This window comes from Acidocella sp. (assembly GCF_028687955.1).
Lineage (GTDB): Bacteria > Pseudomonadota > Alphaproteobacteria > Acetobacterales > Acetobacteraceae > Acidocella.
In genome coordinates, this window is record NZ_JAQTZC010000053.1 from 1 (window position 1) to 15,830 (window position 15,830).

The 15,830-nt window shown below is 65.1% G+C and carries 13 protein-coding genes; 10 read left to right on the forward strand and 3 right to left on the reverse strand.

Annotation, left to right across the window (positions count from 1 at the left end; translation table 11 throughout):
- From PHE40_RS08060 to PHE40_RS08085, 6 genes are all read left to right on the forward strand, one after another.
- The coding region (locus PHE40_RS08060) for a glutamate--tRNA ligase (RefSeq protein WP_299960570.1) at window positions 1–802 on the forward strand (802 nt) is incomplete at its 5' end.
- A gap of 50 nt (window positions 803–852) precedes the next feature.
- Complete coding sequence (locus tag PHE40_RS08065) at window positions 853–1,518, forward strand: tetratricopeptide repeat protein (RefSeq protein ID WP_299960573.1); 666 nt, start codon at window positions 853–855, stop codon at window positions 1,516–1,518.
- Window positions 1,515–2,834, forward strand: coding sequence for a PQQ-binding-like beta-propeller repeat protein (locus PHE40_RS08070; protein ID WP_299960576.1), 1,320 nt, complete (start codon window positions 1,515–1,517; stop codon window positions 2,832–2,834). Before PHE40_RS08065 ends, PHE40_RS08070 begins: the two co-directional genes overlap by 4 nt.
- 7 nt (window positions 2,835–2,841) lie before the next feature.
- Entirely contained in the window at window positions 2,842–4,182 is a 1,341-nt protein-coding gene (gene der, locus PHE40_RS08075) for a ribosome biogenesis GTPase Der (protein WP_299960579.1), read from the forward strand.
- 100 nt (window positions 4,183–4,282) lie between these two features.
- Window positions 4,283–4,720, forward strand: a complete 438-nt coding sequence (locus tag PHE40_RS08080; RefSeq protein WP_299960582.1) for a transporter substrate-binding domain-containing protein — start codon at window positions 4,283–4,285, stop codon at window positions 4,718–4,720.
- On the forward strand, window positions 4,710–6,635 hold the full coding sequence (locus PHE40_RS08085) for a phospholipase C (protein WP_299960585.1): 1,926 nt from the start codon (window positions 4,710–4,712) through the stop codon (window positions 6,633–6,635). Before PHE40_RS08080 ends, PHE40_RS08085 begins: the two co-directional genes overlap by 11 nt.
- An 11-nt stretch (window positions 6,636–6,646) precedes the next feature.
- On the opposite strand, the gene PHE40_RS08090 is transcribed toward PHE40_RS08085, so the two are convergent.
- Genes PHE40_RS08090 through PHE40_RS08100 form a run of 3 tightly spaced genes read right to left on the reverse strand, consistent with a single transcriptional unit; the run spans window position 6,647 to window position 12,035 of the window.
- Window positions 6,647–8,452, reverse strand: a complete 1,806-nt coding sequence (locus tag PHE40_RS08090; RefSeq protein WP_299960588.1) for an ABC-F family ATP-binding cassette domain-containing protein — start codon at window positions 8,450–8,452, stop codon at window positions 6,647–6,649.
- Window positions 8,453–8,483: 31 nt separating this feature from the next.
- Window positions 8,484–9,695, reverse strand: coding sequence for a TIGR03862 family flavoprotein (locus PHE40_RS08095; protein ID WP_299960591.1), 1,212 nt, complete (start codon window positions 9,693–9,695; stop codon window positions 8,484–8,486).
- A 6-nt stretch (window positions 9,696–9,701) separates the two neighbouring features.
- Window positions 9,702–12,035, reverse strand: a complete 2,334-nt coding sequence (locus PHE40_RS08100) for an HAD-IC family P-type ATPase (protein WP_299960594.1) — start codon at window positions 12,033–12,035, stop codon at window positions 9,702–9,704.
- A 210-nt stretch (window positions 12,036–12,245) separates the two neighbouring features.
- Here PHE40_RS08100 and PHE40_RS08105 point away from each other — a divergent pair, with 210 nt between their 5' ends.
- The 4 genes from PHE40_RS08105 to PHE40_RS08120 are packed head-to-tail and all read left to right on the forward strand — an operon-like array spanning window position 12,246 to window position 15,737.
- Window positions 12,246–13,070 carry a transcriptional initiation protein Tat gene (locus tag PHE40_RS08105; RefSeq protein WP_299960597.1) on the forward strand — a complete coding sequence of 275 codons (825 nt, stop codon included), beginning with the start codon at window positions 12,246–12,248 and terminating at the stop codon, window positions 13,068–13,070.
- 48 nt (window positions 13,071–13,118) lie between these two features.
- Complete coding sequence (locus PHE40_RS08110; RefSeq protein ID WP_299960600.1) at window positions 13,119–14,183, forward strand: substrate-binding domain-containing protein; 1,065 nt, start codon at window positions 13,119–13,121, stop codon at window positions 14,181–14,183.
- A 16-nt stretch (window positions 14,184–14,199) separates the two neighbouring features.
- On the forward strand, window positions 14,200–14,838 hold the full coding sequence (locus tag PHE40_RS08115) for a c-type cytochrome (protein WP_299960603.1): 639 nt from the start codon (window positions 14,200–14,202) through the stop codon (window positions 14,836–14,838).
- A gap of 5 nt (window positions 14,839–14,843) precedes the next feature.
- Complete coding sequence (locus PHE40_RS08120) at window positions 14,844–15,737, forward strand: c-type cytochrome (RefSeq protein WP_299960605.1); 894 nt, start codon at window positions 14,844–14,846, stop codon at window positions 15,735–15,737.
- Window positions 15,738–15,830: the final 93 nt, after the last annotated feature.

Consider the following 15,830-nt stretch of genomic DNA (forward strand, 5'->3'; position numbering starts at 1 on the left):
GGATGGGACGCCGCTGTATACGTTCACCTCGGTGGTGGATGACGCGGATATGCGGATTACGCATATTATCCGGGGTGAGGACCATGTTTCCAACACCGCCGTGCAGATTGATTTGTTTCAGGCGGTGAGCAAGGGGCCGCTGCCGCGTTTCGCGCATCTGCCGCTGATCTCAGGCGGGGATGGGGAGAAGCTCTCCAAGCGGATCGGCAGTATCTCGCTGCGCAGCCTGCGGGCGGATGGCGTGGAGCCGGGGGCGATTACGGCGTATCTGGCGCGGCTGGGCACCAATAAGGATGCCGCGCCACTGGGGATGGACGAGCTGATCGCGGCGTTCAACATTGCTGATTTCGGCCGTTCGCCGCCGCGCTTTGATGCGCGGCAGCTGCTGACGCTGAACCGCAAGCTGCTGCACGCGCTCAGCTTTGAGGATGTGAAAGCCCGCCTGCCGGAAGGGGCTGGGGAGGATTTCTGGCATGTCATTCGCGGCAATCTCGACATGTTGAGCGAGGCGCGGCGGTGGTGGGAAGTGGTGCATGGGGATTTTCTGCCGCGCGAGATTAAGGACAGCGAGGCGGTGCTGAAGGCCGCGCTGGAGACGCTGCCCCCTGCCCCGCTGGGGCCGGATTCATGGAAAGCCTGGACCGCGGCAATTGCCACCGCGACCGGAGCGGCGGGGCGGGCGCTGTATCATCCGCTGCGGCTGGCGCTCACCGGCGAGGACCAGGGGCCGGAAATGGCCGGGCTTCTGCCGCTGATCGGCCATGAGCGCACCATGGCGCGGTTACGGCGCTTCGTTGTATAGCGGGCGCTGCCCGGCTAAGACGGTCCGGGCTGAACGGTAGGGTCGGGCGCGTGTTTGATATTTTTGACGAGGTTTCAGAGGATCTGCGCAATGAGCGCGCGGTGGTGCTCGCCAAGCGCTATGGCGGGCTCCTGCTGCTCGCGATGCTGGCTGTGCTGGCGGGGGTGGGCTGGCAGCAGTTTCATGCCTGGTATCAGCAGAAGCAGAACGAGAAGGCCGCCACTGCGTATCTGGCCCTGACCCAGCCGCTGGATGCCGCCGGGACGGGCCTGAGCGGCGCCGCGGCGCTCACGGGGGCGAAAGCCCTGACCAACTTCGCGGCCGGTGCGCCGGAAGGCTACCGCACGCTGGCTGATTTGCGCGCCGCGGCGCTTTATGCCGGCGCCGGAGAAACCACGCAGGCCGAGGGCCTGTGGAACAACGTGGCCGATGACACCAGCGCCGACCCGCTGCTGCGCGGCCTCGCCAATTTGTTATGGGCGCAGCACGCGCTGGGCAGCGCGCCGGATGACGAGGTGCTCGCCCGGCTGAAGCCACTGACCACCGACACGAACGCCTACCATGGGCTGGCGCGCGAAACGCAGGCGCTGGTTTATCTGCATGAAGGCAAAAGCGATCTGGCAAAGGCCCTGCTCTTGCAAATCGCGGCCGATCCCGGTTCCCCGGACGGCGTGCGCAACCGCGCCGAAGGCTTGCTCGCAAAGTTGAACGGATGACAAAAATCATGATGCGACGTCGTACGGCCCTTACCCTCTCGCTTGGCCTGCTGGCCACCGCCTGCTCCGAGCCAAAGGTGGCGATTATCGGGACGCAGATACCTGTGCTGCCCGATACCGGGGCGCTGAATGTGAGCACCAATGCGCCGCCGGTGAGCCTGCCGCCCGCCGTGGCGCTGGCGGACTGGCCTCAGGTGCTGGGCAATGCCGCGCATGCGCCGGGCAATGCCGCGGGGCCGCTTGGGCTCAACCGGCATTGGGTGGCCTCGGCCGGCCAGGGTGGTGGGTTCCGCCAGCCGTTGCAAGCCAGCCCCCTCCTTGCCAATGGCCAGGTTTTCAGCATGGACGCCGCCGCCGCGGTGAGCGCCTTCTCCGCCGCGGACGGCGCGAGGGTGTGGCACACCGTGACACGGCCGAAGCACTCCAACGAGCCCAATATCGGCGGTGGCATCGGCTATGACCAGGGGCGGATCTACGCCACCACAGGCTATGGCGAGTTGCTCGCGCTGGATGCCGGCTCAGGCAAAATTCTCTGGCGGCAGGCTCTGGATTTTCCCACCCGGACTGCGCCGATGATCGCGGGTGGGCTGGTGGCGCTGATCACCCAGAACGACCTGCTGCTCACCTTCGATGCCGCGACCGGCGAGCCGGGCTGGCGCTTCACCGGCCAGGTGCTGCAAAACACCGGCCCCGCTGTTGCCGTATCCGGTGCCCCGGCCTTTGCCGATGGCATTGTTGTCGCCGGGTTCGCCTCCGGCATGCTGGCGGCGCTGGATGCGAATTCGGGCACGACGCTATGGGAGCAGAGCCTCGCCGCCGCCTCCGGCCAGACCAGCTCGCTCGACTTCTCCGATATCGTGGCGCCGCCGGTGATCTCGGGCGGGGTGGTGTATGCGCTGGGCCTGGGCAATACCGCCATGGCGGTGGACCTGCATTCGGGCGCCAAGGTGTGGACGCATAGCGCCAGCGGCTCGCAGCCGTTCTGCCTGGCCGGGGGCTTCGCCTTTTTGCTGGACAGCACGCAGACGCTCACAGCCATCCATGCCGATGACGGGCTGGTCAGCTGGTCTTTGCCGATGCCGGCGTTCGGCAACATGAAAAAGAAAACAAACCCAGTGCTCTGGGCCGGGCCGGTGCTGGTGAACGGTACGCTGGTGCTCACCAGCAGCCGAGGCGAGATCGCGCTGGTCGATCCGGTGGCGGGGGTTATCAAATCCACCGCCAAGCTAGCAGGCCCCGCGGATATGGCGCCGATTGCCGCGGGCGGGCTGCTGCTGCAGCTCACGCGTGACGCCAAACTCACAGCCTACGGCTGAAGCTGTCATGACCCCGCGCGTTGTCATCACCGGCCGGCCGAATGTCGGAAAATCGACCCTGTTTAATCGTTTGGTGGGGTCCAGACTCGCGCTGGTCGCCGATACGCCGGGGGTGACGCGCGACCGCAAGGAGGCCGAGACGACGCTGGCGGGCACAAAGGTGCTGCTGGTGGACACCGCCGGGCTGGAAGAAGCCGCACCCGACACGCTGTCAGGGCGTATGCGCGCCTCCACCAGCCGCGCGGTGGATGAGGCGGATCTGGTGCTTTTTGTGTTCGACGCGCGCGCCGGGCTGCTGCCTGAGGATAAGCATTTTGCCTCCTGGCTGCGCCGCACGGGCAAGAAGGTTCTGGTGGTGGCTAACAAGGCCGAGGGGCGGGGCGGGGCGGCGGCCACCATGGAAGCCTACGAGTTGGGCCTGGGCGAGCCGGTGGGGATTTCCGCCGAGCATAACGAGGGCGTTTATGATTTGATGCGCGATATCGCGGACCTGCTGCCGCCGCCGCCGGAAGAGGGCGCGGAGGATGCGGAGACTCTGCCGCTGCATTTCGCCATCGTCGGGCGGCCGAACGCCGGAAAATCGACATTGCTGAACCATCTGCTGGGGGAACAGCGGATGATTACCGGGCCGGAGCCGGGGCTGACGCGCGACGCGGTGGCGGTGGACCTGACCGGGCCGGATGGGAAGTTATACCGGCTTGTGGACACCGCCGGGCTGCGCAAGCGGGCAAAGGTAGACGAGGGGCTGGAGCGGATGTCCACCTCGTCATCCATTGAGGCGCTGAAGCGGGCCGAGATGGTGGTTCTGGCGGTGGATGCCGTGCAGGGCGTGCAGGAACAGGATTTGCACATCGCGCGGCTGATTGAGCGCGAGGGACGCGCCTGCGTGATCGCGCTTACCAAATGGGACGCGGTTGAAGACCGCGCGAAGGCGAAGCAGGCGGCGATTGACCGGATTTCGATTTCGCTCTCGCAGATGAAGGGCATCACGCTGGTGCCTTTGTCCGCCGAGACCGGCGAGGGGGTGGGCAAGCTGTTCCCCGCCATCCGCGAGACCTATGAGAAATGGAACACGCGCGTGCCCACCAGCGCGCTGAACCGCTGGTTTGAACATGCGCTGGAGCGTTTTCCGCCGCCGATGGTGGAAGGACGGCGGCTGAAGCTGCGCTATATCACGCAGGTGAAGGCCCGGCCGCCGACGTTTGCACTGTTTGGCACACGCGCCGAGATGGTGCCCGATACCTACATGCGCTATCTGGTGAACTCGTTGCGTGAGGCGTTCGAGATGCCAGGCGTGCCGATCCGCATCATGCTGCGCGGGACGGACAACCCTTACCACGAGAAGTAACCGCGGCCGGGCGCAAATGCCATGAAACGGTCATCCTGCCCCCCTCGCCGCGCGGTGGAGCGGCAGCTAGGAAGCGGGTATGCGGTATGTCTTGTTTTGCATGCTTGTGCTCATTGGCGCCCCGGCGGCGGCGCATGTGGGAGATATTCCCGCCGCCCGCCACGGCGCAAGCGTGCCCTATGACGACAATCAGGCGATCATGGTTCCGGCGGGCTCAAAAGCGCGCGATGCCGCGGGGCTGGCGAATGCGGAGATTTGCGTAAAGGCAGGCTCGCGCGCGCAATATAATCTGCAGGCGTATTTCACCGCGCACAAGATTCCGCTGCGGGAATTCGTGTTTCAGGAAAATGGCGAGATGCACGACGCCTACCGGGACGGGCGGTGCGATGCGATAACCGCGCGCAGATCTGTGCTGAGGGCCCTGCGGGCCAGCGTGGGGCGCGATGATCTCATCCTGCCCGATAATCTTGACGGCCATTTCATCCGCGCCGCGGCACTGGCAGCACACACCAAAAAGGAAAATACCCATGGCCTTTAAGCAAGTTTTGCAACGTGTCACGGCGTTGGCGGCGGTGTCCTCGCTGCTACAAGCGCCGCTGGCTTATGGCGATGTGCTGACACCGCAGCCCGGCGGGCCGGCGGCCGTGCGCGCGCAGATGGTGACGCGCGAGCCGGCGATGAGCCAGGCGCAGGAGATCGCCCTGCTGCGCAAGCATGTGAAATATGTGTTCGTGATCTTTCAGGAAAATCGCTCGTTCGATTCCTATTTCGGCACGTTCCCGGGCGCCAACGGGCTGTTCACGCAGCCGGCGGACGAGACGCCCGGTTTTGTCCAGCCGATTGAGAATGTGGACGGCAGCATGGGCACGATCTCGCCCTTCCGCATCGGCCCGGCGCAATATGCCGCCGACCTTGATGACGTGGACCATTCGTATGTCATCATGGCGCATAAGATGGATGTGGTGAACGGCGTTGCGAAGATGGACCATTACGCGCTGGATGAAGAGAAGAAATACATACCGCACGGGCAGAGCGTGCCCTCGCTGATGGCTAAGCAGATGGGCGAGCTGACGATGGCCTACGAGAATTGCGACACTGTTCCTTATCTGTGGAATTACGCCAGCCGCTTCGTGCTGTTCGACAATATCTTCCAGCATACCATGGGGCCCTCCGCTCCGAACGCGATTGTGATGATCGCGGGGCAGACCGGCGAGACGCAATGGGTGAAGCACCCCGATGAGGCCGACGGCGCCAAGGGGCTGCTCAAGGACCAGGGAGAACCCGTGATCACCGATAATGACCCGGTTTGGGGCACGGGCGGCGCGGGGGATACCAGCGGCATGCCGCAAAACCCGCAGGATGGCGCGAAACATGCCGTGATCCCGGCGCTGAACCAGACCTACGCTTCGCTGCCGCTGAGCATGACCGGGGATACCGCGCAGAAGGTGACGGCGGCGGATAAAAACCCCGCCACTGACCTCGCCGATGTGCGCCAGGATATTCCCGCCCTCGCCGCCAGCAAGGTCAACGCCGTGCCATGGGGCTGGTACGAGGAGGGCTATGACGCGGAGCCGAATGAGGCGGCGCATGACGGGTATATCGGCCACCACAACGGGCCGCAGTATTTCGGCTATGTCGCCAACAACCCGGAGATGACCGCGCATCTGCACGGGCTTGGCGATTTCTTCAACGCGATCAGCGCGGACAAGCTTTCACCCACCGGGGGCGTGTATTATCTGCGCGGGGGGTTCCAGAATATCGAAGGCATGAGGCCCGCGCTGAATGATCCGGCGGTGCAGCATAATTTCCAGGGCGATGACGACCATCCGGGTTACTCGGATTCAGCGATTTCCGAGGCGCAGGTGGCGCGCGAGGTGAATGCCATCGCGCGGAGCAAATACTGGGCGCAATCGGCCATTATCATCACCTATGATGAATCAGCCGGGGATTACGACCATATGCCGCCGCATTTCGTGGAATACGGCCCGCAGGGTCTGCCGCTCTCGCCTGGCCCGCGCATTCCGCTCATTCTCATCAGCCCCTATGCGCGCGTGCATGTGGTCAGCCATGAGACCGGGAATCAGGCCAGCGTGATCAAATTCATCGACATGCTCTATCATCTCCCGCCGCTGGCGGATCTGCCCGATGAGGCGCAGGCGCGCGCTGCGGGGCTTAGCATGTTCAAGCAGGCGTATCTGGGCCCGGCGGATGACAAGACCCCAGGGGTGGGCGATCTGCTCTCAGCCTTTGACCCGGCGCGGCTGGAAGGCAAGGCAAGCCCCCTGCCCGCTGCTTACGCGATTACGCCCGATGCAACGGCGATACCGCCCGACAACAACCAGGGCTGCAAGGTGATCGGCATTGTGCCGGTGGATATTGCCAAAGGCATCGTCAACCACATTCCGGCGGATTTTAACCCGCGCCCGCAGACCGATCCGACAGCGGCGCAATAGGCCGAGGCGGGTTAACCCGCCTCGCGCAGAACTTCCAGCTCCAACCAGCGTTCCTCAGCCGTCGCCAGGCGCTCCTGCGCCTCAGTGAGGGCGTTGGAGGCGGCTTTGAATTTCTTGATGTCCTTGTTGTAGAGGCCGGGTTCGGCGAGGATGGCCTCGTTCTTCTTCACCGTGGTGTGGAGTTTTTCGATCTCGGCGGTCAGCGTTTTCAGCTCGTGTTGCTGCTTGAAGGTCATTTTTCCCGCAGCCGGTGGGGATGGCGCGTTAGTGGGCGCCAGCGCCGCGGTGCGGGCGGTGGTTTTCTGTTTTACCGGCTCGGTCAGAACATGGCCGCGCTGGGCCAGCATGTCAGAATAGCCGCCGGCGTATTCGACCCATTTGCCATCGCCCTCGGCCACCAGGGTTGAGGTGGCGACGCGGTCCAGAAAATCACGGTCATGGCTGACGAGCAGGATGGTGCCGGGGTATTCGCCCAGCATTTCCTGCAACAAATCCAGGGTTTCCAGGTCGAGGTCGTTGGTTGGTTCGTCCAGGATGAGCAGGTTGGAGGGTTTGGCCAGGGCGGCGGCCAGCAAAAGCCGCCCGCGCTCGCCGCCCGAGAGGGTGCCGACCGGGGTGCGCGCCTGCTCGGGCTTGAAGAGGAAGTCCTTCATGTAGCCGATGACGTGGCGGCTCTGCTCGCCGACCTGGACCATGTCGCTTTTGCCGCCGGTGAGGGTGCTGGCCAGGGTCACCGCCGGGTCCAGCGCGGCGCGCTGCTGGTCCAGGGTGATGACGTTGAGGTTGGTGCCGAGTTTCAGCTCGCCGGAATCGGGTTGCTCCAGGCCGAGGAAGAGTTTCAGCAGCGTGGATTTGCCCGCGCCATTGGGGCCGACGATGCCGAGCCGGTCGCCGCGCAGCACGCGCAGGGTGAGGTCCTTCACGATCAGCCGGTCGGCGTAGGATTTGTTGATCTTGTCCGCCACCACCACCAGCTTGCCGGAGGTTGCGGCATCGGCGGCGCCCATTTTGGCGGCTTCGCCCTGCTTGTTGTATTCGCGCTTGGCCTGGCGCAGCGCCGCCAGCCCGGCGACGCGCTTGACGTTGCGCTTGCGCCGGGCGGTAACGCCGTAGCGCAGCCAATCTTCCTCACGCGCGATCTGGCGGCCGAGCTTGTGGAAATCGCGCTCCTCCTGTTCCAGCACTTCGTCGCGCCAGGCCTCGAAATGGGCGAAGCCGCGGTCAAGCCGGCGGGTCTGGCCGCGGTCCAGCCAGACGATGCTACGGGAGAGTTTTTCCAGCAGCCGGCGGTCATGGCTGATGAGGACGATGCCGGCGGAGAGGCTTTTCAGCTCGGATTCCAGCCATTCGATGGCCGGGAGGTCGAGATGGTTTGTGGGCTCATCCAGCAGCAGAAGATCAGGGTTGGGGGCCAGGGTACGGGCTAGGGCGGCGCGGCGGGCCTCGCCGCCGGAGAGGTTTTTGGGTTTTTCCAGCCCGGTGAGGCCAAGCTGCTCCAGCAGATATTTGGCGCGGTAGTGGTCATCGTTGGGGCCGAGGCCGTCCTCGACATATTCCATGGTGTTGGCGAAGGCGGAGAGATCGGGCTCCTGCGGCAAGTAGCGCATGGTGGTGCCGGGTTGCAGGAAGCGGGTGCCGCCGTCAAAGGCGATCTCGCCCGAGGCGATTTTGAGCAGGGTGGATTTGCCCGAGCCGTTGCGCCCGACCAGGCAGATGCGCTCGCCGGCGCCGACGCCGATCCCCGCGCCATCGAGCAGGGGGACGGAGCCAAGAGAGACACGGATATCAGTGAGGAGCAGCAGCGGAGGAGAAGCCATGCAGGGCTTGTGGCCGCAGATGCAAGCTAACTCAAGGGGCGGCGGCGCAGGCGCGCCATGCCAGCACGCCGCGCGCGGCGGCAATGCCGGTGGCGAGGCAGGCTTGCAGCAGGTAGCCGCCGGTTGGGGCCTCCCAATCCAGCATTTCCCCGGCCGCGAACACGCCGGGACGGCGGCGGAGCATCAGGTTTTCGTCCAGCTCGCCCAGCGCGATGCCCCCGGCGGTGGAAATGGCGCGCGCCAGACCGGCGGGGGCGGTTAAACGCAGCGGCAGGGATTTGATGAGCGGGGCCAGGGGTGTTGCATCCCCGGCATGGCGGGCCTCCTGCACCAGGCCGATGGCCGCCGGGGAGAGGCCGGCGCGCTTGCGCAGAATGTTGGTGAGGGATTCGCTGCCACCGCCGGCCAGGCAGGTGGCCAGGGTCCCGGCGGTGAGATCAGGGCGCAAATCAAGGCGCAGTTCGGCCATGCCATCGCGGGCGATGAGCTCGCGCGCTGGGGCTGAGAGCGCATAAACGGCGCCACCCTCGATGCCCTCGCGGGTGAGCATCAGCTCGCCGGGGATGCTCTGCCCGGCACAGGAGAGGGTGATGCGCTTGAGCGGGGTGCCCGCGAAGCGGTGGGAGAAATGTTCCGACCAATTCACCCTGAAGCCGCAGTTGGCCGGGCGCAAGGACGTGATGTGGACATCGGGCAGCAGCGCGGTCCAGCCGCCATCGGCGCCCAGGCGGGGCCAGGAGGCGCCGCCCAGGGCGAGAACCACGGCATCGGCGGCAGCGGTGGCGCCATCGGCAAATTGCAGGCCGCCGGTGGCGTCCCAGCCGGTCCAACTGGCGCGGGTGACAAGCTGGACGCCCAGGGCCGCCAGCCGCTTGATCCAGGCGCGCAGCAGGGGACTGGCTTTCATGGCCGTGGGGAACACGCGGCCGCTGCTGCCCACGAAAGTCGGCTGGCCGAGTCCGGCGCACCAGGCGCGCAGCGCCTCGGGCGGGAAAGCGGCAAGGCGGGGAGACATCCAGCCCGCCGCCGGGCCATAGCGGGTGAGGAAGCGCTCCGGCGGCTCGGAATGGGTGATGTTGAGGCCGCCGCGCCCGGCCATCAAAAATTTACGCCCGAGGCTTGGCATACGCTCAAACACGGTGACGGCCAGACCAGCCTGGGCCAGCGTCTCGGCGGCCATCAGCCCGGCGGGGCCGCCGCCGATGATCGCGGCGCGGTAAGGAGGGGGCGTTGGCTCGGTCACGCGCCCTTATGCACCGGGCAACAAGGGAAAGGCCACCTCTCCAACCGGGCGATGCAAAACCCGCCCTGCGAGACGCTTTAAAACATCGAGCAGGAACAGGAACAGCAGCGCGCTGGCGGTGATCGCGGACAATACAACCGGGCCGAGCGGCGCCATGAGGATGCCCCAGCCGACGGCGGCGAGGCTGGAGCCAACCATGACGGCGGTTGCCGCCGCCAGCCACGGCCCAGGCGTGGAGGACCAGAACCAGCGCTCCTCGCGCACCACATAGACGCTGGCCTGCACCGCCAGCATGAGGGTGAGAAACGAGAGCGTGCGGATTTGCGGCAGCGGCAGATGCCAGAGTGCGCGCCCGGCCAGCAGCATCAGGGTGACGTAGCCCAGCGTCGCCAGCCCGTAGAGGCAGCCCTCGGAGATGATGCGCCCGATCCGCCAATGGCGGGGATGCGCGCTTGGCAACGCGCGGTCGGTGGTGATGGCCATGGTGAGGAAGTCGTTCACGATGAGAAGCAGCACCATGAGCAGCGGGGTGAGCACCGCGTGGCCGGTGATGACCAGACCGAGCGCTAGATAGGCGGCAAAGGCGATTTTACGCACCACCATGGTGAGGGTGTAGGTGCGGATGCGTTGGAAGGCGGCGCGGCCCTCGCGAATGGCGCCGAGGATGCCTGCCAGCCCGGGCGAAGTGAGCACCAGACCGGCGGCGGCCTTGGCTACATCGGTCGCGGTTGAAACCGCGATGCCCATTTGCGCCTGGCGCAGGGCCGGGGCATCGTTGGTGCCGTCGCCGCACATGCCGACGACGTGGCCCCCGCTCTGGAACAGCTTGACCAGGCGGAATTTCTGCTCGGGGAACACGCCGGCAAAAACACTGAAATCACCGGGGGTTTTGAGTGTCTCCAGGGTCTCTGAGTTGCAGACCTGGCCGGTGATGCCCACCGCGCGGGCGATGACCGCGGCGGTCTCGGGGGCGTCGCCCGTGACCATGACGACACGCACCCCCAGCGCGCGTAGGGAGGCGATGAGGCCCGCGGCATCATCACGCGGCGGGTCGGCGAGGCCGAGCAGGCCGAGCAGCTGCACCGTGTTGCCGGTGATGCGCGCGACCGCCAAAATCCGGCATCCGGCTTGCGCGAGACGCTGGCGCGCGGCTTCCTGCTCTGGGGTCAGCCCCGCGGGGAGCAAAGCGCCGGGCGCGCCTTTGCGCAGCAGATCACCGTTCGGCAGGCTGGCCTGGGCGTATTTGCGGGCGGGGTCAAACGGGGCGAAGGCGGCAGCCGGAGGCACCGCCACGCCGCGCGTACGGGCGGCATCGATGATGACCTGATCGACCGGATCGCCGCCCTCCGAGGAAGCGGCGGCGGCAGCGGCCAGCACGGCGCCCTCATCGGCGCCGCCGAAACAGGCGATGTTCTGAATTGAGAGCGCGTTTTTCGTCAACGTGCCGGTTTTATCTGTACAGAGCAGACTCATCGTCGCCGCCTCGTTGATGGCGGCGAGCCGGGTTGGCAGCACCGCGCCGCGCACCAGGGTGCGCGCGGAGAGCGCGGCGGCAAGCGTGAAGGTGGAGGGCAGCGCCACCGGGATGGAGGCCAGCAGCGCGGTGAGCAGCAGGGGCACTGATTCATCGAAGCTGCGGCCTATCTCATGCGCGTAGACCAGCATCGCCAGCACGATGGCGCCGTTGATGAGCGCCAGGTCTCGCACCACGGCCAGCACCGCGCGCTGTTCACCGCTGACACTGCGGGCATCCTGCACCAGCGAGGCGGTTTTACCGAAATAGGTGCGCGCGCCGGTGGCGGTGACAACCCCGGTGGCCTCGCCCTGGCGGACCATGGCGCCGGCGTAGGCGGCATCTCCGGCTTTGCGTTCAACCGGCAGGGATTCGCCGGTGAGCATTGATTGATCAATGAGGGCCGTGCCGGCGGTGATGCTGACATCGGCCGGGACCACCGCGCCGAGGGCGAGCTTCACCAGATCGCCGGGGACCAGCCCGGCTGCATCAATGCGCATCCACACACCACCGCGCCGGACCGAGGCTATGACCGCGAGTTTTTGCCGCAGGGCATCCACCGCGCCCTTGGCGCGCGCCTCCTGGCTAAGGCCAAGAAGGGCGTTGAAGATGAGCAAAACCGCGATGACGAGCGCCTGCGGGCCGTGCCCGAGAAAGAGTTCCAGAAGGATTGTGGCCTCAAGCATCCAGGACAGCGGCGTCCACAGTTTTTCCGCCAGCGCCCATGGCCAGCTCTGCGTGGTTTCAGCCACCGCGTTCGGGCCAAATTGTTGCAGCCGCGCAGCGGCTTCGGCGGTGGAGAGGTCAGGTCCGGTCTGCGAGTCCATTTTTTTGTCTCTCCGGTTTGCTGCCAGCAAGGTGTGAATGCGTGCCGTTGTATGGCATTTCCGTAACAATACCGCGGCGCGCAAGGCAATTATCCAAAAAACCGATCATTCTAATCAAGATATTTAATTGTACAGCAAATTCAATAAGTATAGCGTTATCTTTTCTGAGTACGCGCCAAGCTTTCCACCAAAACATAAGAGGAATTTTCCATGTCGCAGGATTCGAATCAGACCAATCCCGCCGAAGGTGGCGCCAACCGCCGCAGTCTGCTGCGCGGTATCGGGCTTTCCATTGGGACGGCGGGTCTTACGGCGATGGCAATGCAAACCGCGGCGGCCGATACGCCCGCCGGGCCGCTGGAGCCGCAATCCGCCGCCACGCTGGCGGCGCTGACCGCGAAACTGGCGGCGCTGCCCCGCCGCCGGGATTTCAAGACCGTGCCGATGATCCTCACCTCGCCCAGCCAATGGGACAGCGAGGCACTGAACGCGGTGATCGCCTACCGGGGCGGGCCCAAGCAGGTGTGGGACAATACCGTGATTGAGAGCCCCTGGCTGAACCTGATGCGTAATTCGCTGAACGCACAGATATGGTCATGGAAGCATCCGGATTTCCTCGCGGTTTCCGCCACGCACGGCACCGCGCATCTGGCGCTTTATGATGAAATGATCTGGGATAAATACAAGCTGTCGGATGTGACCAAGGGCAAGTTCGCGACGAATACGCTGATCAATGTTCCGGCTGCGGCATCGGTTAGCGCGTCGGACTTCAACAATCCTGCCGGCGCGTTTTCTCCGGCCGACAACAGCATTACAGTGTTGCAGCGCCGGGGGGTGGTGTTTATCGGCTGCCATAACGCGATCTGGGAGTTTTCCGGCGGGTTGCTGAAAAATGGCGTGAATCCTGACAATCTTTCGCACGGCGCGCTGGCGGCGGAGCTTACCAACCACCTCATCGAAGGTGTGGTGCTGAGCCCTGGCGTGGTGGGGACGCTGCCGGAGTTGCAAAAAGCGGGATTTGCTTACGCCGCGTGATGTTATTGCCGCACTCTCATTCGTTGCTTTTATGGAAAGACCGGATTCATGCGTTTGAAGAAATCCATGTTGACCAGGAGTCTCCAGGCCGTTGCCGTGTTGGCGATGGCGGCCGCAACGACTGGGAATGCACGCGCCCAGCCTGCCGCCGGTACGCCGGCGGATAGCGGCTGGAACGGCAAGGCGCAGCCGCCGCGCTATGAGGGGCAGATTTTTCCGCCCTGGCAGCATGGCGAGAATAACGGCGCGGTGAACAAGGGTTTTGAGTTCACCGTGCCGGAAGTTGATGTGATGGCTGATTTCCATGGTGATCTCTCAGATCCGAAACTCGTGCTTTATGTCGGCGGGAACTATTATTTTGCGATGGCGCCGCTGGTGGCGGCGTTTGAGCAGCAGAACCCGCAGTATAAGGGACGTATTTTTTATGTGACGATTCCACCGGGAATGCTGGTGACGGCAATGAAAGCAGGAGGGACCTTTACCTCCGGCAACATGACATTCACGGCACGGCCGGATGCTTATTTCGCCGGGTTGAAGAAGGTTGAGGCGCTGATTGCGGCAGGCGAACTCACCGGCCCGGCGGTGCCTTATGTCACCAATAATCTCACGATCATGGTGCCCAAGGGCAACCCCGCGCATATCACCGGGCTGGCGGATCTGGGCAGGCCGGGGCTGCGCCTGGTGATGCCCAACCCGGCGTTTGAGGGCATCGCGCGGCAAATTCAGGCCTCGCTGGTGAAGGCGGGAGGCGCAGCGCTGGAGAAGCAGGTTTATGAGACCGGCGTTGCCAACGGCACAACGATTCTCACCCATATCCACCACCGGCAGACGCCGCTGTTTCTGATGCAGGGGTTGGCGGATGCGGGGATCACCTGGAAGTCGGAGGCGGTGTTCCAGGAGCAGGCGGGGCATCCGATCAGCGATGTTCCCATCGCCGCCGCCCTGAATACGACCGCGATTTATGCCGGAGCGATGGTGAAAGGTGCGGCGCACCCGGATGCCGCCAAGGCGTGGCTGGCGTTCATCCACTCGCCCGCCGCACTGGCAATTTTCGAACGTTATGACTTCAAACCCTATAAGGGGAGCGCGCCGAGCCCGGCCCCCGCGGGATAACAAGACAGGAAACGCCATGTACCGTATTCTATGGGGTCTCGTGATTGCGCTGATTGCCGGCTTTGGCTGGCCACAGAGGAGTGCTGCGGCGCCGCCACAGACAAGTCAATGCGCAGCCTGCCACGGCACCAACGGCATGGGGAACCAGGCTGCTGGGTTTCCCGCGCTGGCGGGCCTGCCGGCGGCGTATTTGCAGGCGCAGCTTGCGGCATTCAAAAGCAAAGAGCGCGGCAACGCGACCATGGCTGGGATGGCAGCCCCGCTGACCGGCGCGCAAATGAGCGCGCTGAGCGATTATTACGCGGCCCTGCCGGTTGCGCCGGCGCCGTTGCCCGCAGCCCTGCCCACAGGCCCGGGCGCTGCGCTGGCGCAGCGGGGAGACTGGCAGGCGGGGTTGGCTGATGGCATTCCCTCCTGTGATTCCTGCCACGGCCCTGGCGGCCTGGGCGTTGGCACGCAGTTTCCGCGCCTGGCGGGGCAGCCTGCGGTGTATCTGGCGGCGCAATTGAACGGCTGGCGGGAAGGCACACGCAAAACCGGGCCAATGGGATTGATGGCGGCGGTGGCGCGCCGGCTCACCCCGGCGCAGATTACCGCCGTTACCGCCTATTATGCCGCCCTGCCCGCCAACCCCGCTAACGGAGCGCAGCCATGAGGTCCATGAAACTGAACCCCCGCAAGGCAATGGCGCTGGCGCTGCTGGGGGCGGCGTGGCTCGTGCCCCCCACCGGAGCGGCGTGGGCGCAGACACCGGCTCCCGCAACATTTTCGCCGCCGGACGAGGCCGCAATGCCAACCGGGCCGTTTGGCGACGCGGTGAAGCTGGGGGAGAATATCTTCCGCAACACGCCAAAATACGCGCCGCAGTTCACCGGCAATACGCTGAGTTGCGATAACTGCCACATGAACGGCGGGCGCCTGGCCAATTCATCGCCTATGTGGGCGGCCTATGTTGCGTATCCCGCCTACCGGTCCAAAAACAAGAAGGTGAATACTTTTGGCCAACGGCTGCAGGGCTGCTTCCGATTCAGCGAAAACGGCAAGGCGCCGCCGCTGGACAGCAAGGTGATGGTGGCGCTGGAGTCCTACTCGTTCTGGCTTTCCACCAACGCGCCCACAGGGGCCAAAATGGCGGGGGGCGGCTACCCCAAGCTGGCGAAGTCGGCGCAGGCGCCAAGCTACCAGCGCGGCCAGGTGGTATATGCGCAGAACTGCTCGCTCTGCCACGGGGCGAACGGCGCCGGGGCGGCGGCACATGGGGCTGTGGTGTTTCCCGCCGTTTGGGGCCAGGATTCCTACAACTGGGGTGCGGGCATGAGTGCGATCAACAATGCGGCGGACTTCATCCACGCCAACATGCCGCTTGGCCTTGCCGGCACGCTGAGCGCCCAGCAGGCATGGGATGTGGCGGCCTATATCGACAGCCAGGACCGTCCGCAGGACCCGCGCTTTACCGGCAGCGTGGCCGCGACGAGGGCGAAATTCCACGACAACGCGTTCTCGCAGTATGGCACGACGGTGAACGGCCATGTTCTGGGAGCCGGGGCGCAATAAAGCCGCCTGGCCGTCAGGCAGATGAAACATTGCGGCGCGGGCCCGCGGAGGTTCGCGCAAAGACAGAGCGATCAGCTTTTGGCGCCAGTGTTA